The 19,303-nt window shown below is 61.5% G+C and carries 23 protein-coding genes and 1 riboswitch; of the genes, 5 read left to right on the top strand and 18 right to left on the bottom strand.

The genetic code is table 11. From position 1 onward, the window contains the following. Positions 1-55: 55 nt before the first annotated feature. Positions 56-139, bottom strand: a riboswitch (cyclic di-GMP riboswitch). A gap of 450 nt (positions 140-589) precedes the next feature. The 8 genes from FCL40_RS01510 to zapE form a co-directional block, all read right to left on the bottom strand. Further along, on the bottom strand, positions 590-1,024 hold the full coding sequence (locus FCL40_RS01510) for a ClpXP protease specificity-enhancing factor (RefSeq protein ID WP_205729068.1): 435 nt from the start codon (positions 1,022-1,024) through the stop codon (positions 590-592). Next, positions 1,017-1,646 (bottom strand): stringent starvation protein SspA, encoded by a 630-nt coding sequence (sspA, locus tag FCL40_RS01505; protein WP_136850642.1) that lies wholly within the window; start codon positions 1,644-1,646, stop codon positions 1,017-1,019. The genes FCL40_RS01510 and sspA overlap by 8 nt, the downstream gene beginning before the upstream one ends. Before the next feature lie 94 nt (positions 1,647-1,740). Then, positions 1,741-2,436 (bottom strand): cytochrome c1, encoded by a 696-nt coding sequence (locus tag FCL40_RS01500; protein ID WP_136850640.1) that lies wholly within the window; start codon positions 2,434-2,436, stop codon positions 1,741-1,743. Continuing rightward, complete coding sequence (locus FCL40_RS01495) at positions 2,436-3,647, bottom strand: cytochrome b (RefSeq protein ID WP_407644129.1); 1,212 nt, start codon at positions 3,645-3,647, stop codon at positions 2,436-2,438. The genes FCL40_RS01500 and FCL40_RS01495 overlap by 1 nt, the downstream gene beginning before the upstream one ends. A gap of 2 nt (positions 3,648-3,649) precedes the next feature. Beyond that, positions 3,650-4,240: a ubiquinol-cytochrome c reductase iron-sulfur subunit gene (petA, locus tag FCL40_RS01490; protein ID WP_136850636.1), complete on the bottom strand. Its 591-nt coding sequence runs from the start codon at positions 4,238-4,240 to the stop codon at positions 3,650-3,652. A gap of 284 nt (positions 4,241-4,524) precedes the next feature. Further along, positions 4,525-4,917 (bottom strand): 30S ribosomal protein S9, encoded by a 393-nt coding sequence (gene rpsI / locus FCL40_RS01485; protein ID WP_136850634.1) that lies wholly within the window; start codon positions 4,915-4,917, stop codon positions 4,525-4,527. A 16-nt stretch (positions 4,918-4,933) separates the two neighbouring features. Further along, the gene (gene rplM, locus FCL40_RS01480; protein WP_136850633.1) at positions 4,934-5,362 is read right to left on the bottom strand and encodes a 50S ribosomal protein L13; all 429 of its coding nucleotides are present in this window, start codon (positions 5,360-5,362) and stop codon (positions 4,934-4,936) included. 243 nt (positions 5,363-5,605) lie between these two features. Further along, positions 5,606-6,715, bottom strand: coding sequence for a cell division protein ZapE (zapE, locus tag FCL40_RS01475; RefSeq protein ID WP_136850632.1), 1,110 nt, complete (start codon positions 6,713-6,715; stop codon positions 5,606-5,608). A 139-nt stretch (positions 6,716-6,854) separates the two neighbouring features. On the opposite strand from zapE, the gene FCL40_RS01470 reads away from it, so the two are divergent. The 3 genes from FCL40_RS01470 (at position 6,855) to degS (ending at position 9,855) form a co-directional block, all read left to right on the top strand. Next, positions 6,855-7,244: a ZapG family protein gene (locus FCL40_RS01470; protein WP_136850630.1), complete on the top strand. Its 390-nt coding sequence runs from the start codon at positions 6,855-6,857 to the stop codon at positions 7,242-7,244. 76 nt (positions 7,245-7,320) lie between these two features. Continuing rightward, positions 7,321-8,682 carry a Do family serine endopeptidase gene (locus FCL40_RS01465; protein ID WP_136850628.1) on the top strand — a complete coding sequence of 454 codons (1,362 nt, stop codon included), beginning with the start codon at positions 7,321-7,323 and terminating at the stop codon, positions 8,680-8,682. 96 nt (positions 8,683-8,778) lie between these two features. Then, entirely contained in the window at positions 8,779-9,855 is a 1,077-nt protein-coding gene (degS, locus tag FCL40_RS01460; RefSeq protein WP_136850626.1) for an outer membrane-stress sensor serine endopeptidase DegS, read from the top strand. Between the two features lie 36 nt (positions 9,856-9,891). Here the strand turns inward: degS and FCL40_RS18860 are convergent, their stop codons facing one another. The 10 genes from FCL40_RS18860 to FCL40_RS01410 all read right to left on the bottom strand — a co-directional run bounded on the left by FCL40_RS18860 (position 9,892) and on the right by FCL40_RS01410 (position 17,050). Further along, positions 9,892-10,365, bottom strand: coding sequence for a methylated-DNA--[protein]-cysteine S-methyltransferase (locus tag FCL40_RS18860; protein WP_136850624.1), 474 nt, complete (start codon positions 10,363-10,365; stop codon positions 9,892-9,894). Further along, on the bottom strand, positions 10,362-11,786 hold the full coding sequence (locus FCL40_RS01450) for a DNA-3-methyladenine glycosylase 2 family protein (protein ID WP_136850622.1): 1,425 nt from the start codon (positions 11,784-11,786) through the stop codon (positions 10,362-10,364). Before FCL40_RS01450 ends, FCL40_RS18860 begins: the two co-directional genes overlap by 4 nt. Before the next feature lie 49 nt (positions 11,787-11,835). Beyond that, positions 11,836-12,396, bottom strand: a complete 561-nt coding sequence (locus FCL40_RS01445) for a cytochrome b (RefSeq protein WP_205729067.1) — start codon at positions 12,394-12,396, stop codon at positions 11,836-11,838. 127 nt (positions 12,397-12,523) lie between these two features. Then, entirely contained in the window at positions 12,524-13,783 is a 1,260-nt protein-coding gene (gene murA / locus FCL40_RS01440; RefSeq protein WP_136850619.1) for a UDP-N-acetylglucosamine 1-carboxyvinyltransferase, read from the bottom strand. 16 nt (positions 13,784-13,799) lie between these two features. Further along, complete coding sequence (locus FCL40_RS01435; protein WP_136850617.1) at positions 13,800-14,051, bottom strand: BolA family protein; 252 nt, start codon at positions 14,049-14,051, stop codon at positions 13,800-13,802. After that, positions 14,038-14,358, bottom strand: coding sequence for an STAS domain-containing protein (locus FCL40_RS01430; protein WP_136850615.1), 321 nt, complete (start codon positions 14,356-14,358; stop codon positions 14,038-14,040). The genes FCL40_RS01435 and FCL40_RS01430 overlap by 14 nt, the downstream gene beginning before the upstream one ends. Continuing rightward, positions 14,355-14,993, bottom strand: coding sequence for an MlaC/ttg2D family ABC transporter substrate-binding protein (locus tag FCL40_RS01425; protein WP_136850614.1), 639 nt, complete (start codon positions 14,991-14,993; stop codon positions 14,355-14,357). Before FCL40_RS01425 ends, FCL40_RS01430 begins: the two co-directional genes overlap by 4 nt. A gap of 11 nt (positions 14,994-15,004) precedes the next feature. After that, the gene (gene mlaD / locus FCL40_RS01420; protein WP_136850612.1) at positions 15,005-15,472 is read right to left on the bottom strand and encodes an outer membrane lipid asymmetry maintenance protein MlaD; all 468 of its coding nucleotides are present in this window, start codon (positions 15,470-15,472) and stop codon (positions 15,005-15,007) included. A gap of 1 nt (position 15,473) precedes the next feature. Then, positions 15,474-16,256 carry a lipid asymmetry maintenance ABC transporter permease subunit MlaE gene (gene mlaE, locus FCL40_RS01415; protein ID WP_136850610.1) on the bottom strand — a complete coding sequence of 261 codons (783 nt, stop codon included), beginning with the start codon at positions 16,254-16,256 and terminating at the stop codon, positions 15,474-15,476. After that, positions 16,253-17,050 (bottom strand): ATP-binding cassette domain-containing protein, encoded by a 798-nt coding sequence (locus FCL40_RS01410; RefSeq protein WP_407644135.1) that lies wholly within the window; start codon positions 17,048-17,050, stop codon positions 16,253-16,255. Before FCL40_RS01410 ends, mlaE begins: the two co-directional genes overlap by 4 nt. 297 nt (positions 17,051-17,347) lie before the next feature. Between FCL40_RS01410 and FCL40_RS01405 the strand changes: the two genes are divergently transcribed. Both FCL40_RS01405 and FCL40_RS01400 read left to right on the top strand, forming a co-directional pair. Next, positions 17,348-18,310 carry a calcium/sodium antiporter gene (locus FCL40_RS01405; protein WP_136850607.1) on the top strand — a complete coding sequence of 321 codons (963 nt, stop codon included), beginning with the start codon at positions 17,348-17,350 and terminating at the stop codon, positions 18,308-18,310. Positions 18,311-18,327: 17 nt separating this feature from the next. Continuing rightward, complete coding sequence (locus FCL40_RS01400; RefSeq protein WP_136850606.1) at positions 18,328-19,302, top strand: KpsF/GutQ family sugar-phosphate isomerase; 975 nt, start codon at positions 18,328-18,330, stop codon at positions 19,300-19,302. The last annotated feature ends 1 nt before the right edge of the window (position 19,303 follow it).

The following is a 19,303-nucleotide window of genomic DNA, read 5'->3' as shown; positions in this document are numbered from 1 at the left end:
AGGGCAGGCGCATGGGCAGGATCTTCAACCCGGGACGGAAGATCGGTGCCAGACATGAGGTAGCTCCGCCGCCAATCGGCAAGGGCCGATGGCCGGTGGCTTTGCGTCTCCCGAGTATGGGGAGTTGCCTTTATCTGCTGTCTGAATATTGATGACTAGGCTCGCGCAAACCCAAAGGTGCGCAGAGATAACTGGGAAACAGAATACTGATGGCTCACTTTCTGGACAAACCACTCAAAACCTGACCATTGACATGAAAACAGCCCGACATTTGAGTGATTTATAGACATGTTTAACGTAGCTTTGCACAAACGTTAACCGACGCCGGTTTCCCCGACAGCCCGATTCTTTTGGTTAACCAACTGGAATAAATGAGGTTTATTCAGAGAGCTGGCCGGATAGCAGGGAACTCGGCCTTTGCCGAAAAACTTTAGCTTCCGGAACCACATTTGTGACCCCGATCACACTTGCTCAACTGAGTTGGTCGGCACCGGGCTGCAGCTTGGCGTTTTCCCGAAAAGAGGCTCTGCATTTCCGAAGCCTTTGCCGGGAAACGACCATAAAAAAACGCGGCCTGGGCCGCGTCGTTCTATTTGATCACCCGCAAGCTGGGTCGCCGCTTCGGCGGGGTCTCGGCTTCGGGCTCGGATTCGGTTGCCGATGGCTCGGGCAACGGCTCATCCTCCAGCAATGCCTGCTCGTAGGCCTCTTCCGGCGGGAACAGGGTTCCGGCGCCATTCTCGCGCGCGTAGATGGCATCAATGGCATACAGAGGCAGCACCAGGGCCTGGGGCTGACCGCCAAAGCGGGCATTGAAACGCACCTCGTCGATGCCAAGCTGCAGATTACCCACGGCGTGGGGCGCGACGTTGAGGACGATCTGGCCCTCCTTGACGTACTGGCGAGGCACCACCACCCCGGGCAGATCGGCGCTGACCGCCAGGTGGGGGGTCAGGCCGTTGTCCACCAACCAGTCATACATCGCCCGCAGCAGATAGGGGCGTTGTGGGCTCAGCTCAGACACCAATGCGCAGCTCGCGTTCCGCTTCGGTCAGCGATGCCTTGAAGGATTCGCGCTCGAAAACACGGGTCATGTAGGCCTTGACCTCGTTGCTGCCGCGGCCGCTCAGTTCAATGCCCAGCTGTGGCAGACGCCAGAACAGGGCCGCCAGATAGCAATCCACCAGGGTGAACTCTTCGCTCATGAAGTAGGGGGTTTCGGCGAACACAGGCGCCAAACCAAGGATGCTTTCGGTCAGCTCCTTGCGCGCCGGCTCGGCGCGGTCGCCACGCATGATACGCTCAGCCAGGGCATACCAGTCCTTCTGGATGCGGTACATCATCAGACGGCTCTGACCACGGGAAACGGGGTAGACCGGCATCAGTGGGGGGTGAGGGAACCGCTCGTCCAGATACTCCATGATGATACGGGAGTTGTACAGAACCAACTCACGGTCGAGCAGAGTCGGTACGCTGTTGTAGGGGTTCATCTCCACCAGTTCGTCCGGCAGGTGGTTGGGGTCAACCTGAATCACCTCGACACCCACGCCCTTCTCAGCCAACACGATGCGCACTTGGTGGCTGTACAGATCACTAGCACCGGAAAACAGTGCCATTACAGAGCGCTTATTGGCAGCAACAGCCATCGAATCCTCCAAACTCTTTCAGAAACGGTAAAACAGTTGGGGGCGAGACCGCCCCCAACTGCGCAAGAGGTAGATTGTAACCTGTTATTGGCGATTAGTGTACATCTCGCCAATATTCCTTCTTCAGCAAGTAGGCGATGATGAAGAAGATAAACAGGAAGCCCAGCACCCATTTGCCCAGACGCTCACGCTCCAGCTTCACCGGCTCGCCGGTATAGGTCAGGAAGTTGGTGATGTCACGGACATACTCATCGTACTCCTCGGCGGTCAGCGCGCCGCCGGTAGCGACGATGGTGCCATCCTCCTGAAGTACCGGGGTCCCCTGCAGGCCCTCCAGCACGTGGGGCATCCCCACCGAGGGGAACACCAGGTTGTTGACGCCAAACGGGCGGCTCTCATCCACATAGAAGGACTTCAGATAGGAGTAGATCCAATCTGGACTCTTGAGCCTGGCTTCCAGGGTCAGATCCGGGGGGGCGGCACCAAACCACTTGGCACCGTCGTCCCGACTCATGGCACTGGTGATCTGCTCACCCACCTTGGCATCGGTGTGGATCAGGGCGGTAACCTCCTGTTCGGTCATGCCCAGATCGTCGGCGATACGCTGATAGCGCTGGTACTGCAGGCTGTGACAGCCGCTGCAGTTATCCATAAACGCCTGGGCGCCGCGCTTCAGCGAGTCCTTGTCGGTCAGATCGATGTTGGCGCTGACCACGTGTTCGTTGCTGCCGCCGGCGGCGTAGGCCAGGGCCGGCAGGCAAGCGATCAATACTGCGAATACCTTTTTCATTAGCCTGTCACCCTCTCTGGAACCGGTTTGCACTTCTCGTTTTTGCTATAGACGAACAGCAGGACGAAGAAGCCGAAGTAACCCAGGGTACAGATGCGGGCCAGCAGGGTCAGGGTCGGGGTCGCCTGTACCGCGCCCAGGTAGCCCAGAACCAGGAAGCAGACTACGAACTGGGCCAGGTTCAGCTTATGCAGGACACTGCGGTAGCGGATGGACTTCACCTTGCAGCGATCCAGCCAGGGCAGGACGAACAGCACGCCGATGGCAGCGCCCATGCCGACCACACCCAGCAGCTTGTCCGGAATGGCGCGCAGGATGGCGTAGAACGGGGTGAAGTACCACACCGGGGCGATGTGAGGCGGCGTCTTCAGCGGGTTAGCGGCCTCGAAGTTGGGACGCTCCAGGAAGTAACCGCCCCCTTCGGGCATGAAGAACAGCACGTAGCAGAACAGGATCAGGAAGCCCGCCACGCCCATGATGTCCTTCACGGTGTAGTAGGGGTGGAAGGGGATGGCGTCCACGGGCCAGCCATCGGGTCCCTTGTTCTTCTTCACTTCGATGCCGTCGGGGTTATTGGATCCCACCTCGTGCAGGGCGATGATGTGCAGGAACACCAGCACCACCAGCACCAGCGGCAGGGCAATCACGTGCAGGGCGAAGAAGCGGTTCAGGGTCGCGCCGGAGACCACGTAATCACCGCGGATCCACAGGGTCAGATCGTCACCAATCACCGGGATGGCACCGAACAGGGAGATGATCACCTGGGCTCCCCAGTAGGACATCTGTCCCCAGGGCAGCAGGTAACCCATAAAGGCTTCGGCCATCAGGATCAGGAAGATCAGCATGCCGAAGATCCACAGCAGCTCGCGGGGCTTCTGGTAGGAGCCATACATCATGCCGCGGAACATGTGCAGGTACACCACCACGAAGAACGCGGAGGCGCCGGTGGAGTGCATGTAACGCAGCAGCCAGCCATACTCCACATCACGCATGATGTACTCCACCGAGGCGAAGGCGCCTTCGGCGGTGGGCACGTAGTTCATGGTCAGCCACACACCGGTGAGCAGCTGGTTCACCAGTACCAGCATCGCCAGGGAGCCAAAGTAGTACCAGAAGTTGAAGTTCTTAGGAGCGGGATACTGGCCAACATGCTTGTTGTAGGTGGCCGTCATCGGAATCCGCTCGTCGATCCAGTCAATGATCTTTTTCATAATCAGGCCGCCCCCTTCTCAATACCGATCAGGATGGTGTTCTCATTCACGTAGCTGTGGGGCGGAATCACCAGGTTCAGCGGGGCAGGAACGCCCTGGAATACCCGCCCGGCCAAGTCGAACTTGGAGCCGTGGCAGGGGCAGAAGAAACCGGAGGCGACCCCTTCGACCTGCTGGGAGAAGGTGTCCGGCATGTAGGTGGGAGAGCACCCGAGGTGGGTACACAGGCCTACGGCGACAAAATACTCATCCTTAATGGAGCGGAAGGCGTTCTGCGCGTATTCGGGCTGCTGGGGCTCAACCGAGTCCGGGTCGCGCAGCTGTTCGGCCAGCTTGGTCAAGCCATCCAGCACCTCAGGGGTACGACGTACGATCCACACCGGCTTGCCGCGCCACTCGACACGCAACAGCTGGCCTGGTTCCAGTTTACTGATGTTGACTTCTACTGGAGCACCGGCGGCTTTGGCCTTGGCACTCGGGTTCCATGACTTGATGAATGGAACCGCAACAGCAGCGGCGCCGACACTGCCCACTACGGCTGTAGCAGCGGTCAGGAATCTGCGACGTCCATTATCGACAGGCGCATTGCTCATCCACTAAATCTCCCATTGGGGTCTGCTTATTTTTTAGTCTTTCCGAGCGGACAGTCGCCCAAATAAGGGCTTCAGGTACCGTTAAAGCTCGGTCGCGCGCCCATTATATAGAAAAATTAGAGATAGATCATACTTTCCGTGGGGATATTGTTCTGAATAACAATAATTTGGAAACATGAGAACAAGATAACTTTACAAAACAGCAGATTGCGCGCCATTTTCCATTGGGCATAAAAAAACCCGCTGCCAGGCAGCGGGTTTTCCAGTCCGAAGTTCCAGGCGAATTAACGCTTGGAGAACTGAGGACGACGACGTGCTTTACGCAGGCCAACTTTCTTACGCTCAACCTCACGGGCGTCACGAGTAACGAAGCCAGCTTTACGCAGAACAGGACGCAGAGTCTCATCGTACTCCATCAGGGCACGGGTGATACCGTGACGGATGGCACCGGCTTGACCGGTGGTACCGCCGCCCTGAACGGTTACGTAGATGTCCAGCTTCTCCAGCATGTCCACCAGCTCCAGAGGCTGACGAACAACCATACGAGCGGTCTCACGACCGAAGTAGGTGTCCAGAGAACGCTTGTTTACAGTGATGTTACCACTGCCAGCTTTGATGAATACACGAGCGGTAGAGCTCTTGCGGCGGCCAGTGCCGTAGTATTGAGTTTGTGCCATTGCCAAAATCTCCGTATTAGATGTCTAGTACTTGAGGCTGTTGAGCAGCGTGTGCGTGCTCGGCGCCGGCGTACACTTTCAGCTTACGGAACATGGCGCGGCCCAGAGGACCCTTCGGCAGCATGCCCTTAACCGCTTTCTCGATGATCATCTCAGGCTTGCGAGCCTGCAGATCAGCGAAGTTGATCTCTTTGATACCGCCAGGGTAACCAGAGTGGCTGTAGTACATCTTGTCCTGAGACTTGTTACCGGTCACGGTAACTTTCTCAGCGTTGATGATCACGATGTAGTCACCGGTGTCAACGTGAGGGGTGTACTCAGGCTTGTGCTTGCCGCGCAGGCGACGAGCAACTTCAGTGGCCAGACGACCCAGAGTTTTGCCATCGGCATCGATGACGAACCAGTCACGCTGAACGCTTTCTGGCTTTGCAGTAAAGGTTTTCATCTAACTAATAACCCAAATTAGCTGTTACACATCAGTACAATGTCGGGGCCGACACCGTACGCTATGTTGGTTTCTTCCGTGCCCCTTCGAACACGTCGCAAACCGAGTGTCTGGTTGAATAATCAACCATTCGTAACGTGGGCAGGGCGCGAATTATAGAGTAAGGCGAGCCAAAAATCACCCGTTTTTTGATGAAAAACGACGGTTTTGACCCGCTAGGCGGGGATCGACCCAGGATCCGGGTCAGGGCAGGTGCGGACGCGCCAGGTAGTCGTGGCTTTGCATCTCCTGCAGCCGGCTCAGGCAGCGGCGGAACTCGAACTCCAGGCCGCCGCCGGCGTAGATCGCCTGCAGTGGCACCTCGCAGGAGATGATCAGCTTAACGCCCCGCTCGTAGAACTCATCCACCAGCGCCAGGAAACGGCGAGCGATGTCATCGCCGGTCAACTGCGCCCCCATGGCGGTCACCCCACTCATCAATACGGTGTGGTAGCAACGGGCCAGCTCCATGTAGTCCACCTGGCTGCGGGGACCGTCGCACAGGGCCAGGAAATCCGCCAGCACCACCCCGTCCGCCTCGCGACGTACCGGGATAAAGCGTCCCTCCACCTCGATGGTGCCGCCAATCCGGCCCGGCTCCGGCGCCAACTGTTCGAAGTAAAGGTGCAGATTCGCCTCAGCCGCCTCATCCAGGGGGTGGTGGAAGATCTCGGCCTGCTCCAGGGCCCGCAGGCGGTAGTCGATGCCGTGATCCACATTGACCACCCGGCAGTGGGTCTCGATCAGGTCGATGGCGGGCAGGAAGCGGGCACGCTGCAGACCGTTGCGGTACAGGTCGACCGGGGGGATGTTGGAGGTCGCCACCAGCACCACGCCTCGTTCAAACAGGGCACGGAGCAGCCCCGCCAGCAGCATGGCGTCGGTGATGTCGGACACGAAGAACTCGTCGAAGCAGATCACCTCGGCCTCGGCAGCCAGTGCCGCCGCCACCGCCTCGAGGGGGTTGGCCTGCCCCTTGGCCCGGTCCAGCTCCCGGTGGACCCGGTGCATGAATCGGTGGAAATGAATGCGCAACTTACGCTCGATGGGCAGCGCCTCGTAGAAGGTGTCCACCAAATAGGTCTTGCCCCGACCGACCCCGCCCCAGAAGTAGAGGCCCTGGACCGGGACCGGGAGGGCACTGCGACCCAGTAACCGGGAGAGCAGTCCGGGCCTGGAGGCCTGCCGGCGCTCGATCAGCTTCTCATACAGGGACTGCAGGTGTTCAACCGCCTGCTTTTGTGCGGGGTCTTCATGAAAATCTGCCCGTTGCAGATCCGCCTGATAACGCTCTAAGGGGGTCGCCTGCGGCACGTCCTTTGCCCTCTCAACTGGTCTAAGCTTTGGGGTCGCATGGTACCACGGAGGGCACAGCCGATGTATAGTTGTTCTATAACAAGTACAATACCCTCAAGTATTCAGACCCGAGCGCAGGGGTCGCCATGGAGAAGATATGAACGAAGTTTGGATTGCATTAGCCTTCATCCTCGGTGCCGGTGTGGGCTACCTGGTCCGCTGGAAGAGCGGTGGCAGCGCCGAGGAGACTCCGCAACTGAAGAAGGCCCTGGAGAGCGCCAGGTTCGATCTCGAGCAGCAGCGCCAGGAGATGGCCGACTATTTCGAGCAGTCCCACGCCACCCTGCTGCAACTTAGCCAGAACCTGGACAAGGCCAACAAGCTGTGGAACGACTCGGCATCTCACCTGTTCAATGAGCAGCTGTCCACCGCCCAACTGCCCCTGCATCAACCCGAGCCGGTGATGATCTCCAGCGAGGAGTTCCAGCCCAACGACTATGTCCAAGGCTCCCACGGCATCATCACCCCCAACAAAAAAGTCAGCTAACAGGCGGAACTAAAACGGCGACAGACTGTCCGAAAGCAAGTAGACAAATTTGCTGATATACGGAGAGTTTTTATAGATGAAAAAGTCTGTCGCTGTTTTGACCGCCGCTTTGTTGTCTGCCGGTTTATCTCTGTTTCCAGCCACCAGCCAGGCCGCCCTGCCCCTGGCTGTTGACGGACAGCAGCTGCCCAGCCTGGCCCCGATGATTGAACAGGTCGCCCCGGCGGTGGTCTCGGTATCCGTGTCGGGAACTCATGTCTCCCGTCAGGAGATCCCCGAGCCCTTCCGTTACTTCTTCGGCCCCAATGCTCCCCGTGAGCGGGTGCAGGAGCGACCCTTCCGCGGCCTGGGTTCCGGGGTGATCATCGACGCCGAGGACGGCTACATCGTCACCAACCACCACGTTATCGACGGTGCCGACAAGATCCTGGTCAGCCTGGCCGACGGGCGCGAGTTTGAAGCCAAGCTGATCGGCTCCGATCAGAGCAGCGATGTGGCGCTGCTACAGGTGGAGGCCGGCGATCTGACCGAGGTAAAGCTGGCCAAGTCTGACGAACTCAGGGTAGGCGACTTCGCCGTGGCCATCGGCAACCCCTTCGGCCTGGGTCAGACCGTCACCTCCGGCATCGTCAGCGCCCTGGGGCGCAGCGGCCTGAATATCGAGAGCCTGGAAAACTTCATCCAGACCGATGCCGCCATCAACAGCGGCAACTCAGGCGGCGCGCTGGTGAACCTCAACGGTGAGCTGATCGGTATCAATACCGCCATCCTGGCCCCCAGCGGTGGCAACGTCGGCATCGGCTTCGCCATCCCCTCGGACATGGTGAAGGGGCTGACGGAACAGATCATCGAGTACGGCGAAGTGCGCCGGGGCGTCCTCGGGGTCCTGGGCCGGGAGCTGGATAACGAGACCGCCAAGCTGTTCGGCCTGGAGTCCCAGCATGGCGCCTTCGTCAGCCAGGTGGTGCCCGATTCCGCCGCCGCCAAGGCGGGCCTCAAGGCGGGCGACATCATTGTCTCCGTGAACGGCCGCAAGATCCGCACTTTCGCCGAACTGCGCGCCAAGGTAGCCACCATGGGCGCCGGCTCCAAGGTGAAGCTGGGCATTATCCGTGACGGCGACCAGGAAAACGTCAATGTCACCCTGAGCGAAGCCGAGGGCGAAAACGTCAAGGCCAGCGTGGTTCATCCTGCCCTGGAGGGCGCCAAGCTCTCCACCTATAACCAGGATGGCATCCAGGGTGTGGCCATTACCGAACTGGAGGAGCGTTCTCCCGCCGCCCGCCAGGGATTGCGTAAGGGTGACATCATCCTCGGGGTGAACCGTGAACGGGTACAGAGCCTCAAGGCGCTGCGCAAGCTGCTGGAGGATTATGAAGGCGCCCTGGCACTGAACATTCGCCGGGACAACGCCAACATGTACCTGATCGTCCGATAGTCCTTCAACCTGAGACGAAGCCGCGGTCCGACCGCGGCTTTTTTTCTCTTACCCCGGATATGCTATCCTGCTGTTTTTCATTGGACCCTCGGCACTATGGCAAGGCTACTCCTCTACATTGCTAAACCCATTCTGGCCGGATTGGTGCTGGCGGCGGCCATTGTCCTGATCAGCCCCAACTTGCGGCAGCAGTTGCCGGATCTCAACTGGCCCACCAGCCAGGTGGGACGCAACAGCTTCGCCCACGCGGTCAAGCGGGCGTCACCGGCGGTGGTCAACATCTACACCCGCAGCCAGAATCCCCAGAATCCCAGCCAGTCGACGGACGCCGGCCTGGGCTCAGGCATCATCATGCGCGAGGACGGCTATGTGCTCACCAACTACCATGTGGTGAGTCGGGCCGACCTGATCTACGTGGCCCTTCAGGACGGGCGCTGGGGATCGGCGGTGATGATCGGCGCCGACCCCTGGACAGATCTGGCGGTGCTCTACCTCAACACCGAGGGCCAGAGCCTGCCCAGCATCCCTTTTGACCTGAAGCGGACCACCGAGGTCGGCGATGCGGTGCTGGCCATCGGCAATCCCTACAACCTGGGCCAGACCATCACCCAGGGGATCGTCAGTGCCACGGGACGCACCGGCTTGAGTTCTCAGTATCAGGATTTTATTCAGACCGACGCCGCCATCAACCAGGGCAACTCCGGAGGTGCCCTGGTTGACGCCGACGGCTATCTGGTCGGGGTCAACACCGCCAACTACAACGTCGGTGGCGAGAGCGGGCTGGGGATCAACTTCGCCATCCCGCTGCAGTTGGCCTACAAGGTGATGCAGAAGCTGATCCAGGATGGTCGGGTGATCCGCGGTCACCTCGGAGTGGCTGCCCAGAATCTGGATTTCAATGCCAGCCAGAGCCTGGGACTGACGGATCTGCAGGGAGTGGTCCTGACCGGCATCGACCGGGGTGGCCCCGCGTTCCGCGCCGGCCTGGCCCAATGGGACGTGGTGATCGAGCTCAACGGTCAGCCCCTGAACGGGGTCAATGCCATGATGGATGACATCGCCGAGACCCCGCCGGGCACCGAGGTCAACCTGACCCTGATCCGCAACGGCAAACGGCTGCAGCTGCCGGTCACCATCGGTGAGAAACCGCCCTACCAGGGACCGGAGCGATAACCCAAACAGGACAAAGGGCTCAGTTGAGCCCTTTGTCTATGCCAGCCGCTGCTCGTGTCGCAGCAGCGCCGCCTTCAGATCCACCCCTCCGGCGTAGCCGGTCAGACTGCCCGATGCCCCGATCACCCGGTGACAGGGCACCACCAGGGCGACCGGATTGCGGCCATTGGCGGCCCCCACCGCCCGGACCGCCTTGGGCCGGCCTATCTGCCGGGCGATCTCCCCATAGCTGCGCGTGGCACCGGCCGGGATGGTGGTCAGCGCCTGCCACACCTGGCGCTGGAACTCGGTGCCGGTCATATCCAGAGGAAGCTCAAACGTCGACCTGCGGCCCTCGGCATACTCCCGACACTGGCGACGCACCTCGGCCAACGCCTCCCGGTCCCTGTGCCACTCCGGTGGTGGCGTCGCCGGCTGCGTCCCCTGCTGAAACGCCAGCAGCGCCAGTCCCCTGTCGGACACCGCCGCCAGGATCTCCCCCCAGGGGCTGTCCCAGGTGTCGTATTTCATGCTCTCTCTCCCAGTGAATGCCACAGTGCCATTACTCCATAGGCGCGCCAGGGGCGCCACGGCTCAGCCAGGGCCAGGGTTTGCGCCGCCGTCCCCCGCGTCAGGCCCAGGGCATGGTACAGCCCCAGGTCCGTGGCCACGAAGGCGTCGCTTTCGCCAAACGCCCGCATGCACACATAGTGCGCGGTCCAGTCCCCCACCCCCTTCAGGGTCTTGAGCCGGTTGACCCTGGAGACCAGATCCCCCTCTCCGGCACTGAACCCCTCGGCATAGGCCTGGGCAATCGCCGCTATCCAACCGGCGCGGGGCCGGGTCAGCCCCAGGCCGGACAGATCCGCCCCGGCCAGTGCGGCGGGTTCAGGAAACAGCCGCGCCAGGCCGGGCCCCTGCAGTGGATCACCGAAGCGGCGGCACAGCCGGCTGAGGATGGTCCGCGCCCCCTTGACGCTGATCTGCTGCCCGACCAGGGCACGCACCACCGCCTCAAACTCGCTCCATACCCCGGGCAACCGACAAGCCGGCTGCGCCAGCCACAACGGCGCCTGGAGCGGATCCTGACTGAGGTGCCGGGTCAGCTCCAGCGGGTCCAGGTCCAGATCCAGTACCCGCCGCACCCGTTGCACCACGGGGCGTATCGCCCTGGGCGAGTCGCAGTGCAGCGTCAGCCCCAGTGCGTCTCTGCCCGATACCGGGGCGACCTCGAACCACCCCCTGGCCTGCTGCCAACGAAACGCCCGGCGGTAACGATCGTCCTCGACCACCTCGACGCCGGGCAGTGCCCTGAGGGCCAGAAACGCCAGCATACGGGACCAGTCCAGCGGCGGACGGTAACTCAGTGTCAGTGTACACCCCTGGCCGACACCCGACTCACCGCGACGTACCCGGGTCGGCGTCAGCCGGAACTGTCCCACAAACGCGTCGTTGAAACGCCGCCGGGAGTTGAAGCCGCACGCCAGCGCTATATCGAGCACCGACAACTCACTCTCCGCAAGCAACTGCTTGGCAAACAGCAACCTGTGGTTCAGCGCATAGGCCAGCGGCGACACGCCGAGATGGTGTTGGAACAGGCGGCGCAAGTGGCGCTGGCTCACCCCGAGGCGCTCGCACACCCCCGCCAGCGTCTCCCCGGGTTCACCGTCGTGGATCAGCGTCAACGCCCTGTCCACCGTGGTTTCACAGCCCCGCCAGGCGGGGCTCAGCGGGGCGCTTTCGGGGCGGCAGCGAAGGCAGGGCCTGAAACCGGCGGCAGCGGCCGCCGCGGCATTCGCGAAGTACCGAACGTTTTCCGGCCTGGGGGGCGGCGCGGGGCACACCGGCCGACAGTAGATGCCGGTGCTGATCACCGCGGTAAAGAAGCGGCCGTCGAAGCGGCTATCGCGGGCCAGGCGGGCCCGCTCGCACTGTTCATGGGTGAGGTTCATGGGATCAGCTTACCACAGCGGCAGGACCCCATGAGCCGGATCCGGACCTCTACCTCGGCGTCCGGCCCAGCATCCGGGTCAGGGTGGCGTCCCGATCGATGAAGTGGTGTTTGAGGGCGCCGATAACGTGCAGCAGGATGGCGGCAATCATCAGGTTGCCGCCGATCTCATGCAACTCGTGGCCGACACCGGCCAGGGACCGACTCAGCGGAATCACCTCACCGGGATTAAGCGGATCGGGGTTTGCCGCCAGCAGATCCAGGCCAAACAGCGACAACCCGTGACCCCCGCCACCGGACATCAACATGCCGGACAGCGGCATCAGTACGGTACCGATGATCAACATCCAGTGCACCGCTCGGGCGGTGACCACCGCCATGGCACCAGGCTGGCCAAGGGGGACCGGCCAGCCATTGCCAGCCCGCCACAGCATCCGCACTGCGGCGGCCGCCAGCAGCAGCATCCCCACCGATTTGTGCAGCGGGTAGAGGGCCAGCGCGTCGGTCTCCTCCATGAGGATCCCCACCGACAACAGCAGGATAAAGGTGATGCCGACCAGCCAATGCAGCAGCACCGAGAGCGACGACAGCCGTTGTGGATTATCCTTCATCATTACCTCCTTGATTTGACGATATCTCCAACGGAGATCCTAACCCGGGCATGTGAAAAAAACGTGAGCGAATTGGTGAACAAAAAAAAACCGGCCCAGGGGCCGGCTTCCACGACGCTCATCGCGATCAGGACACTCTGGTGACGTCCGCCCCCAGGCCCGCCATCTTCGCTTCGATCTGCTCGTAGCCGCGGTCCAGGTGGTAGATGCGATCCACTGTGGTGGTGCCTTCTGCCACCAGGCCGGCGATCACCAGGCAGGCGGAGGCCCGCAGATCCGTGGCCATCACCTGGGCGCCGGTGAGGCGGGCACCGCCCTTGATCATCGCGGTATTCCCCTCCAGGTCCACGCTCGCTCCCATGCGCTGCAGCTCAGGGATGTGCATAAAGCGGTTCTCAAATATGGTCTCGGTCACCCTGCTGACCCCCTCCGCCACCACGTTCAGGGCACAGAACTGTGCCTGCATATCCGTGGGGAATGCCGGATGAGGTGCGGTTTTCACGTCCACCGCTTTAGGCTGCTTTCCCTGCATATCCAGAGAGATCCAGTCCTCACCACGCTCGATGACGGCACCGGCTTCCTCCAGTTTCAGCAGTACCGCATCCATGGTTTCCGGCGCGGCGCGACGGCAGACGATGCGGCCACGGGTGGCGGCGGCGGCCACCAGGTAGGTGCCGGTCTCGATGCGGTCGGGCATCACGTCATAATGGATGCCGGAGAGTCGTTCAACACCGTGAATCTCCAGGGTGTCGCTTCCGGCGCCACGGACGTCGGCGCCCATGGCGTTCAGGCAGTTGGCCAGATCCACCACCTCAGGCTCACGGGCGGCGTTTTCGATCACCGTGACGCCGTCGGCGAGGGCGGCCGCCATCATCAGGTTCTCGGTGCCAGTGACGGAGACCATGTCCATCAGGATGGTGGCCCCTTTCAGGCGGCCATCGACCCGGGCCTTGATGTAACCCTCCTCCACCACCACGTCGGCGCCCATCTGCTGCAAACCGTGAATGTGCAGGTTCACCGGACGGGCTCCGATGGCGCAGCCGCCCGGAAGGGAGACATCCGCCCGACCGAACTTGGCCAGCAGCGGCCCCAGGATCATGATGGAGGCGCGCATGGTCTTGACCAGATCATAGGGCGCCACATACTGGTCGATACTCTGGGGACGAATCGCCACCACCCCCTGTTTCAGTTCGCTGACCTCGGCCCCCAGCTGACGCAGCAACTGGCAGCTGGTGTTCACATCCCTCAGGGCGGGAACATTGCCAATGCGCATCTCATCATCCGCCAGCACCGTTGCCATCAGGATCGGCAGGGCGGCGTTCTTGGCTCCTGAGATGGTCACGTCGCCGGTTAAGGGACCGGCTGCCCGAATTTGCAGTTTATCCACGCTGAATCAATCACACTCAGAGGTTGAACATCTTTTCGCGTTGCCACTCCGCTGGCGTGAATGCCTTGATGGTCAAGGCGTGCAGAGTCCCGTCGGTAATCTTCTCCATCAGCGGACCGTAGACCGCCTGCTGACGTTTTACCTTGCTCATGCCGTCGAACACCTCGCCTACGGCAATCACCTTATAGTGGGTGCCTTCAGAGGTGACGATCACCTCCTCCAGGCTCATGGTGTCCTTCAGCAGGTCGGCCACTTCACTGTTCTGCATTTCCCTCTCCCTCCCGCCCGATGGCGAGTGTTAAGAATTCGATATCGTAGAGCTCAAGGAGCGCTTTCACCTTGTCGGGCACCGCCACCAGGGTCAGGGTGCGGCCCTGGGCATTCGCTTCGGCCACCCACTGAATCAGCAGGGCCACACCGGCGCTGTCACAGTGGCTCAATCCACTGAGATCGAGCTCGGTGACGGCGTCGGTCAGGGGGTTATGTCCGGGCTTGGTGAAGTAGGGCACCGAATCCAGGTTCAGCCGACCGTTGAGGCTCAGACGGATCCCCTGGACGCAAGCGGTGGCACTCATTGGCTCTGTCCTGTGGTGGCCACAATACCCTGTCGATTGCGCTCCGCCAACTGTGCGGTGACAGATTCGATGCCGTTCTGACGAATCAGCCCGCCCAGCTCCGCCTGCTGGGAAGCCAGCAGGCTGATGCCTTCGGCAACCAGATCAAATACTTTCCAGTGACCCTTCTTGTTTTTACGGGCCTTGAACTGCAGATCCACCGGTTCTCGTTGTTTTTCGATCAACTTGACGTTGATGGCGACGATCTTGGCATCCTGATAGGGCTGTTCCGGCGCAAACTCCAGGGTCTGGTCGTTGTATTTGTTGAAGGCGTTGGCAAAGGTCGCCAGCATGTACTCCTTGAACTGCTCGGTGAACGCCTGCCGCTGCTCTCTGGTGGCGAGGCGGGCCTGCTGGCCCATTACCTTGTAGGCGGCGTACTTATAGTCGATGTAGGGCAGCAGCTCCTCATCGATCAGGACCCGAACCTTGTCGGGATCCTGCTCCAGGGCCGACCGCTCCTCCGCCAGCCGGGCAAACGCCTTGTCCGCCACCTGCTGCATCATCTCGTAGGGGTTGGTGTAGTTAGTGGCCCAGGCGGGCAGACCCGCCGCCATCAGCAGCACCAGACCCAGTTGTAAAACCCGTTTCAGCATCTGCTCCTCCGTTACTCTTTACCGGCGCTGTAGAGGAACTGGCCAATCAGCTCCTCCAACACCATGGCACTGCGGGTGTCCTCCAGACGGTCTCCATCAGCCAGGATCTCAGATTCATCATCCATAAACCCGGGCGTCAGGCCGATATACTGCTCCCCCAGCAGACCCGAGGTGAGGATGGAGGCACTGCTGTTGTCGGTGAACTGGTTGAAACGGCTCTCGATGGCCAGGGTGACTTCGGGGATCAGCAGTTCGGGATCGAGATCGATCTTCGCCACCCTGCCAACCACCACGCCCCCCACCTTCACCGGCGAGCGCTCCTTGAGGCTGCCGATGTTGTCAAACTTGGCAGTCAGGTAGTACACATTGGTGTGAGACCTCGGATCGATGTCGGCCACCTTGAACACCAGCACCAGGAAGGCGATCAATCCGGCCGCCAGAAATGCACCTACGGCCAACTCCAGTTTTCTATTCGTCATGCTAGTTTCCAAACATCAATGCGGTCAGCAGAAAATCCAGTCCCAGTACCGCCAGGGAGGCGTGGACCACGGTATCCGTGGTGGCCCGGCCCAGCCCTTCGGCAGTGGGGACGGCATTGTAGCCCTTGTAGGTGGCGATCCAGGTCACCACCACCGCAAAGGCGACAGATTTAATCAGGCAGTTAACAATATCCTGGCGCCACTCCACCGAGGCCTGGAGGATGGACCAGAAGGCACCGCTGTCGATCCCTTTCCACTCAACCCCAACCAGGTGTCCGCCCCAAACGCCCACGGCGACAAACATCAGCGTCAGCAGAGGCATGGAGATCACCCCGGCCCAGAACCGCGGCGCAATCACCCGTCGCAGGGGATCCACCGCCATCATCTCCAGGCTGGCCAGCTGCTCGGTGGCCTTCATCAGACCGATCTCCGCGGTCAGGGAGGAGCCCGCCCGTCCGGCAAACAGCAGCGCCGTCACCACCGGGCCCAACTCCCGCAACAGGGAGAGCGCCACCATGGGGCCCAGGCTGTCTTCGGTACCGAAATCCACCAGGATGGTGTAGCCCTGCAGGCCCAGTACCATACCGATAAACAGGCCGGAGACCAGGATGATCAGCATGGATAGCACGCCGACGTTGTAGATCTGGCGGGCCAGCAGTGGCCACATCTTCGCGGGCTGCGGGCGATGCACCAAGGCACCCCACAACATCACTCCGGCACGGCCCAGCGAACCGAGGGTCTTCAGCCCCGTCGCGCCCAACCGGGCTACAGATTCAAGGATCATTTGTGCATCAGCTCCTGTTGATAATCCTGAGCCGGGTAGTGGAAGGCCACCGGACCATCCGCCTCTCCCCGAAGGAACTGGGTCAACTGGGGCGAACCGTCCGCCAGCAGGCTCTGGCTGTCACCGGCGCCGATCACCCGACCGTCGGCGATGACGTAGGCGTAATCGGCGATGGAGAGCACCTCCTGAACATCGTGGCTGACCACCACCGAGGTCAGATCCAGGGCCTGTCCCAGCTCCTTGATCAGTTTCACCAGCACCGCCATGGAGATGGGGTCCTGGCCGGCGAAGGGCTCATCATACATCACCAGCTCCGGCTCGAGGGCGATGGCGCGCGCCAACGCCGCCCGCCGCTGCATGCCGCCGGACAGCTCCGACGGCATCAGGCCGGCCGCGCCACGCAACCCCACCGCTTCCAACTTCATCAGCACCAGCTTGCGAATCAGGGACTCACTCAGTTGGGTGTGTTCCCGCAGGGGAAAGGCGATGTTGTCGAAGACCGACATGTCGGTGAACAGCGCCCCGGACTGAAACAGCATGCTCATGCGTCGGCGCATGCGGAACAGGTCCTGGCGCCCCGCTCTGTGCAGATCTTCACCGTCGAACAGCACCCGCCCGGAATCCGGCTGCAACTGGCCGCCGATCAATTTGAGCAGAGTGGTTTTACCGATGCCGCTGGGCCCCATGATGGCGGTCACCTTACCCTTGGGGATCACCAGGCTCAGCCCTTTGAAGATACGACGGTTGCCACGACTGAAGGTCAGCCCTTCAACCTCGATCAGGTTGCGTTGAATATCCACTTAGAACGTTATTCCCTCAATTCAGACACGACGTCAGATCGTAATGGGCCAGATTACCAAGAATCGGGACGAAATTTAACAACAAAACAGCACCCTCCCCCCATGATTCAGCTTCGGTTCAGTTGCCCTGGCCGCCGCCGAGTAGCACAGGTGTTCTCCGACCCAGCGGCGGATGAGGGTCATCCCGGGGCACACGCCCCGCAAATTTCCCCTCCGATCCGGCCGCGCCCTTTTCTTTTCAAAGTGTTCAGGCGACAATGCGCCTCTTATACTGCCAGGTATTTCTCGACCATGTTGCTCAACCTGTTACTCTTGGCCGGCGGGCTGGCCCTGCTGGTGTGGAGCGCCGACCGATTCGTTTACGGCGCCGCCGCCATTGCCCGGAACCTGGGACTGCCCTCGCTGATCATCGGCCTGACCATCGTCTCCATGGGTTCCTCCGCCCCGGAGATGATGGTGTCCGCCACGGCCGCCCTGGAGGGTCGCGGGGATACCGCCATAGGTAATGTGCTGGGATCCAACATCGCCAATATCACCCTGATCCTCGGCGCCACCGCACTGCTCAGACCCCTGGTCGTCAGCAGCTCCACCCTCAAACGGGAGATGCCGCTGATGATGGCCGGCACCCTGTTGGCTGGCTACCTGCTGAGTGACCTCGATCTCAGTCGCACCGACGGCCTGCTGCTGGCCGCCGCCTTTGTGATCATTCTCGGCTACCTGTGTGTCCAGGCCTGGCAGAACCGCGACAGCGACCCCCTTGGACGGGAGAGCGACGAGGAGATTCCCCGGGATCTCTCCACCCCCATGGCCCTGGTATGGCTGGTTCTGGGCATGGCGCTGCTGCCCCTGGCTTCAAACTGGATGGTGGACGGCGCCGTCGGCATCGCCCAGTGGTTCGGCATGTCGGACCTGGTGATCGGCCTGACCATCATCGCCATCGGTACCAGTCTGCCTGAGCTGGCCGCCTGCATCGCCGGTGTCCTCAAGAATGAAGATGACCTGGCCATCGGCAACGTGGTGGGCTCCAATCTGTTTAATATACTGGCAGTGCTGGCCGTTCCGGCGCTGCTGGCACCGGGTCCGGTGGACGCCAACGCCGCCGGCCGCGACCTCTATATGATGATGGCCACCAGCCTGGCCCCGTTGCTGCTGCTGTGGATGAAGAAGCGCCAGGTACTGAGCCGGGCCGAAGGGCTGATCCTTCTGGTTGTATTTATCGCCTATCAGGGCATGCTGTTTACTCAGGCGGGTTAAAGGAGCAAAGCAACACCATGACCAACCCCTCTCAACTGCGTCAATGGGGACGCCAAGTGATCAATGTGGAGATCGAAGCCCTGCAGGGGATGCAGCAGTACATCGACGACAGCTTCGTCGCCGCCTGTCAGCAGATGCTCGCCTGCCAAGGGAAGGTGATCGTCATGGGGATGGGCAAGTCCGGGCACGTGGGCAACAAGATTGCCGCCACCCTGGCCAGCACCGGCACCCCCGCCTTTTTCGTCCATCCGGGTGAGGCCAGTCACGGCGACCTGGGGATGCTCACCGAACAGGACGTGGTCATCGCCATCTCCAACTCCGGGGAAGCCAGAGAGATCATGACCCTGATGCCGGTGATCCGTCGCCTGGGCATTCCGGTGATCGCCATGACCGGCAGCCCCGACTCCACCCTCGCCCGCCTGGCCCAGGTGCACCTGTGCATCAAGGTGGAGCAGGAGGCCTGCCCCCTCGGCCTGGCCCCCACCTCCTCAACCACCGCCACCCTGGTGATGGGCGATGCCCTGGCGGTGGCCCTGCTTCAGGCCAAGGGATTCACCGCCGACGATTTCGCCCTATCCCACCCGGGCGGGGCACTGGGGCGCAAGCTGCTGATGCGGGTGGATGACCTGACCCATACCGGCGAGCAGCTCCCCTGTGTCACCGAGCAGATGCCCCTGTCCCAGGCGCTGCTGGAGATCTCCGCCAAGGGGCTGGGAATGACCTGCGTCATCGACGAGCAGGGGCGGCTCACCGGCATCTTCACCGACGGCGACCTGCGCCGGGTGCTGGATGCCCGGGTAGAGATCCACAGCAGCACCATAGGCCAGGTGATGACACGCGACCCCATCACCCTCAAGGACAACATCCTGGCCGCCGAGGCCCTGAAACTGATGGAGGAGCGCAAGATCAACGGCCTGGTGCGCATCGACGACCAGGCGCGCCCGGTCGGCGCCCTGAATATGATGGACATGCTGAAAGCGGGAGTACTGTGAT

The sequence above is a fragment of the Ferrimonas sediminicola genome, from assembly GCF_005116715.1.
Classification (GTDB): domain Bacteria; phylum Pseudomonadota; class Gammaproteobacteria; order Enterobacterales; family Shewanellaceae; genus Ferrimonas; species Ferrimonas sediminicola.
The sequence above is the reverse complement of the archived record's forward strand: the minus strand, read 5'-3'. Positions and strand labels throughout refer to the sequence as shown.

What these genes read in the sequence shown, in the direction of transcription:
- FCL40_RS01450 (WP_136850622.1), bottom strand. Translation starts at nt 11,786, where the DNA reads ATGAACCTCACCCATGAACAGTGCGAGCGGGCCCGCCTGGCCCGCGAT.
- FCL40_RS01495 (WP_407644129.1), bottom strand. Translation starts at nt 3,647, where the DNA reads ATGAAAAAGATCATTGACTGGATCGACGAGCGGATTCCGATGACGGCC.
- petA (WP_136850636.1), bottom strand. Translation starts at nt 4,240, where the DNA reads ATGAGCAATGCGCCTGTCGATAATGGACGTCGCAGATTCCTGACCGCT.
- mlaD (WP_136850612.1), bottom strand. Translation starts at nt 15,472, where the DNA reads ATGACGAATAGAAAACTGGAGTTGGCCGTAGGTGCATTTCTGGCGGCC.
- FCL40_RS18860 (WP_136850624.1), bottom strand. Translation starts at nt 10,365, where the DNA reads ATGAAATACGACACCTGGGACAGCCCCTGGGGGGAGATCCTGGCGGCG.
- FCL40_RS01445 (WP_205729067.1), bottom strand. Translation starts at nt 12,396, where the DNA reads ATGAAGGATAATCCACAACGGCTGTCGTCGCTCTCGGTGCTGCTGCAT.
- FCL40_RS01435 (WP_136850617.1), bottom strand. Translation starts at nt 14,051, where the DNA reads ATGCAGAACAGTGAAGTGGCCGACCTGCTGAAGGACACCATGAGCCTG.
- degS (WP_136850626.1), top strand. Translation starts at nt 8,779, where the DNA reads ATGGCAAGGCTACTCCTCTACATTGCTAAACCCATTCTGGCCGGATTG.
- FCL40_RS01405 (WP_136850607.1), top strand. Translation starts at nt 17,348, where the DNA reads ATGTTGCTCAACCTGTTACTCTTGGCCGGCGGGCTGGCCCTGCTGGTG.
- FCL40_RS01430 (WP_136850615.1), bottom strand. Translation starts at nt 14,358, where the DNA reads ATGAGTGCCACCGCTTGCGTCCAGGGGATCCGTCTGAGCCTCAACGGT.
- FCL40_RS01425 (WP_136850614.1), bottom strand. Translation starts at nt 14,993, where the DNA reads ATGCTGAAACGGGTTTTACAACTGGGTCTGGTGCTGCTGATGGCGGCG.
- FCL40_RS01470 (WP_136850630.1), top strand. Translation starts at nt 6,855, where the DNA reads ATGAACGAAGTTTGGATTGCATTAGCCTTCATCCTCGGTGCCGGTGTG.
- FCL40_RS01500 (WP_136850640.1), bottom strand. Translation starts at nt 2,436, where the DNA reads ATGAAAAAGGTATTCGCAGTATTGATCGCTTGCCTGCCGGCCCTGGCC.
- mlaE (WP_136850610.1), bottom strand. Translation starts at nt 16,256, where the DNA reads ATGATCCTTGAATCTGTAGCCCGGTTGGGCGCGACGGGGCTGAAGACC.
- sspA (WP_136850642.1), bottom strand. Translation starts at nt 1,646, where the DNA reads ATGGCTGTTGCTGCCAATAAGCGCTCTGTAATGGCACTGTTTTCCGGT.
- rplM (WP_136850633.1), bottom strand. Translation starts at nt 5,362, where the DNA reads ATGAAAACCTTTACTGCAAAGCCAGAAAGCGTTCAGCGTGACTGGTTC.
- FCL40_RS01400 (WP_136850606.1), top strand. Translation starts at nt 18,328, where the DNA reads ATGACCAACCCCTCTCAACTGCGTCAATGGGGACGCCAAGTGATCAAT.
- FCL40_RS01465 (WP_136850628.1), top strand. Translation starts at nt 7,321, where the DNA reads ATGAAAAAGTCTGTCGCTGTTTTGACCGCCGCTTTGTTGTCTGCCGGT.
- rpsI (WP_136850634.1), bottom strand. Translation starts at nt 4,917, where the DNA reads ATGGCACAAACTCAATACTACGGCACTGGCCGCCGCAAGAGCTCTACC.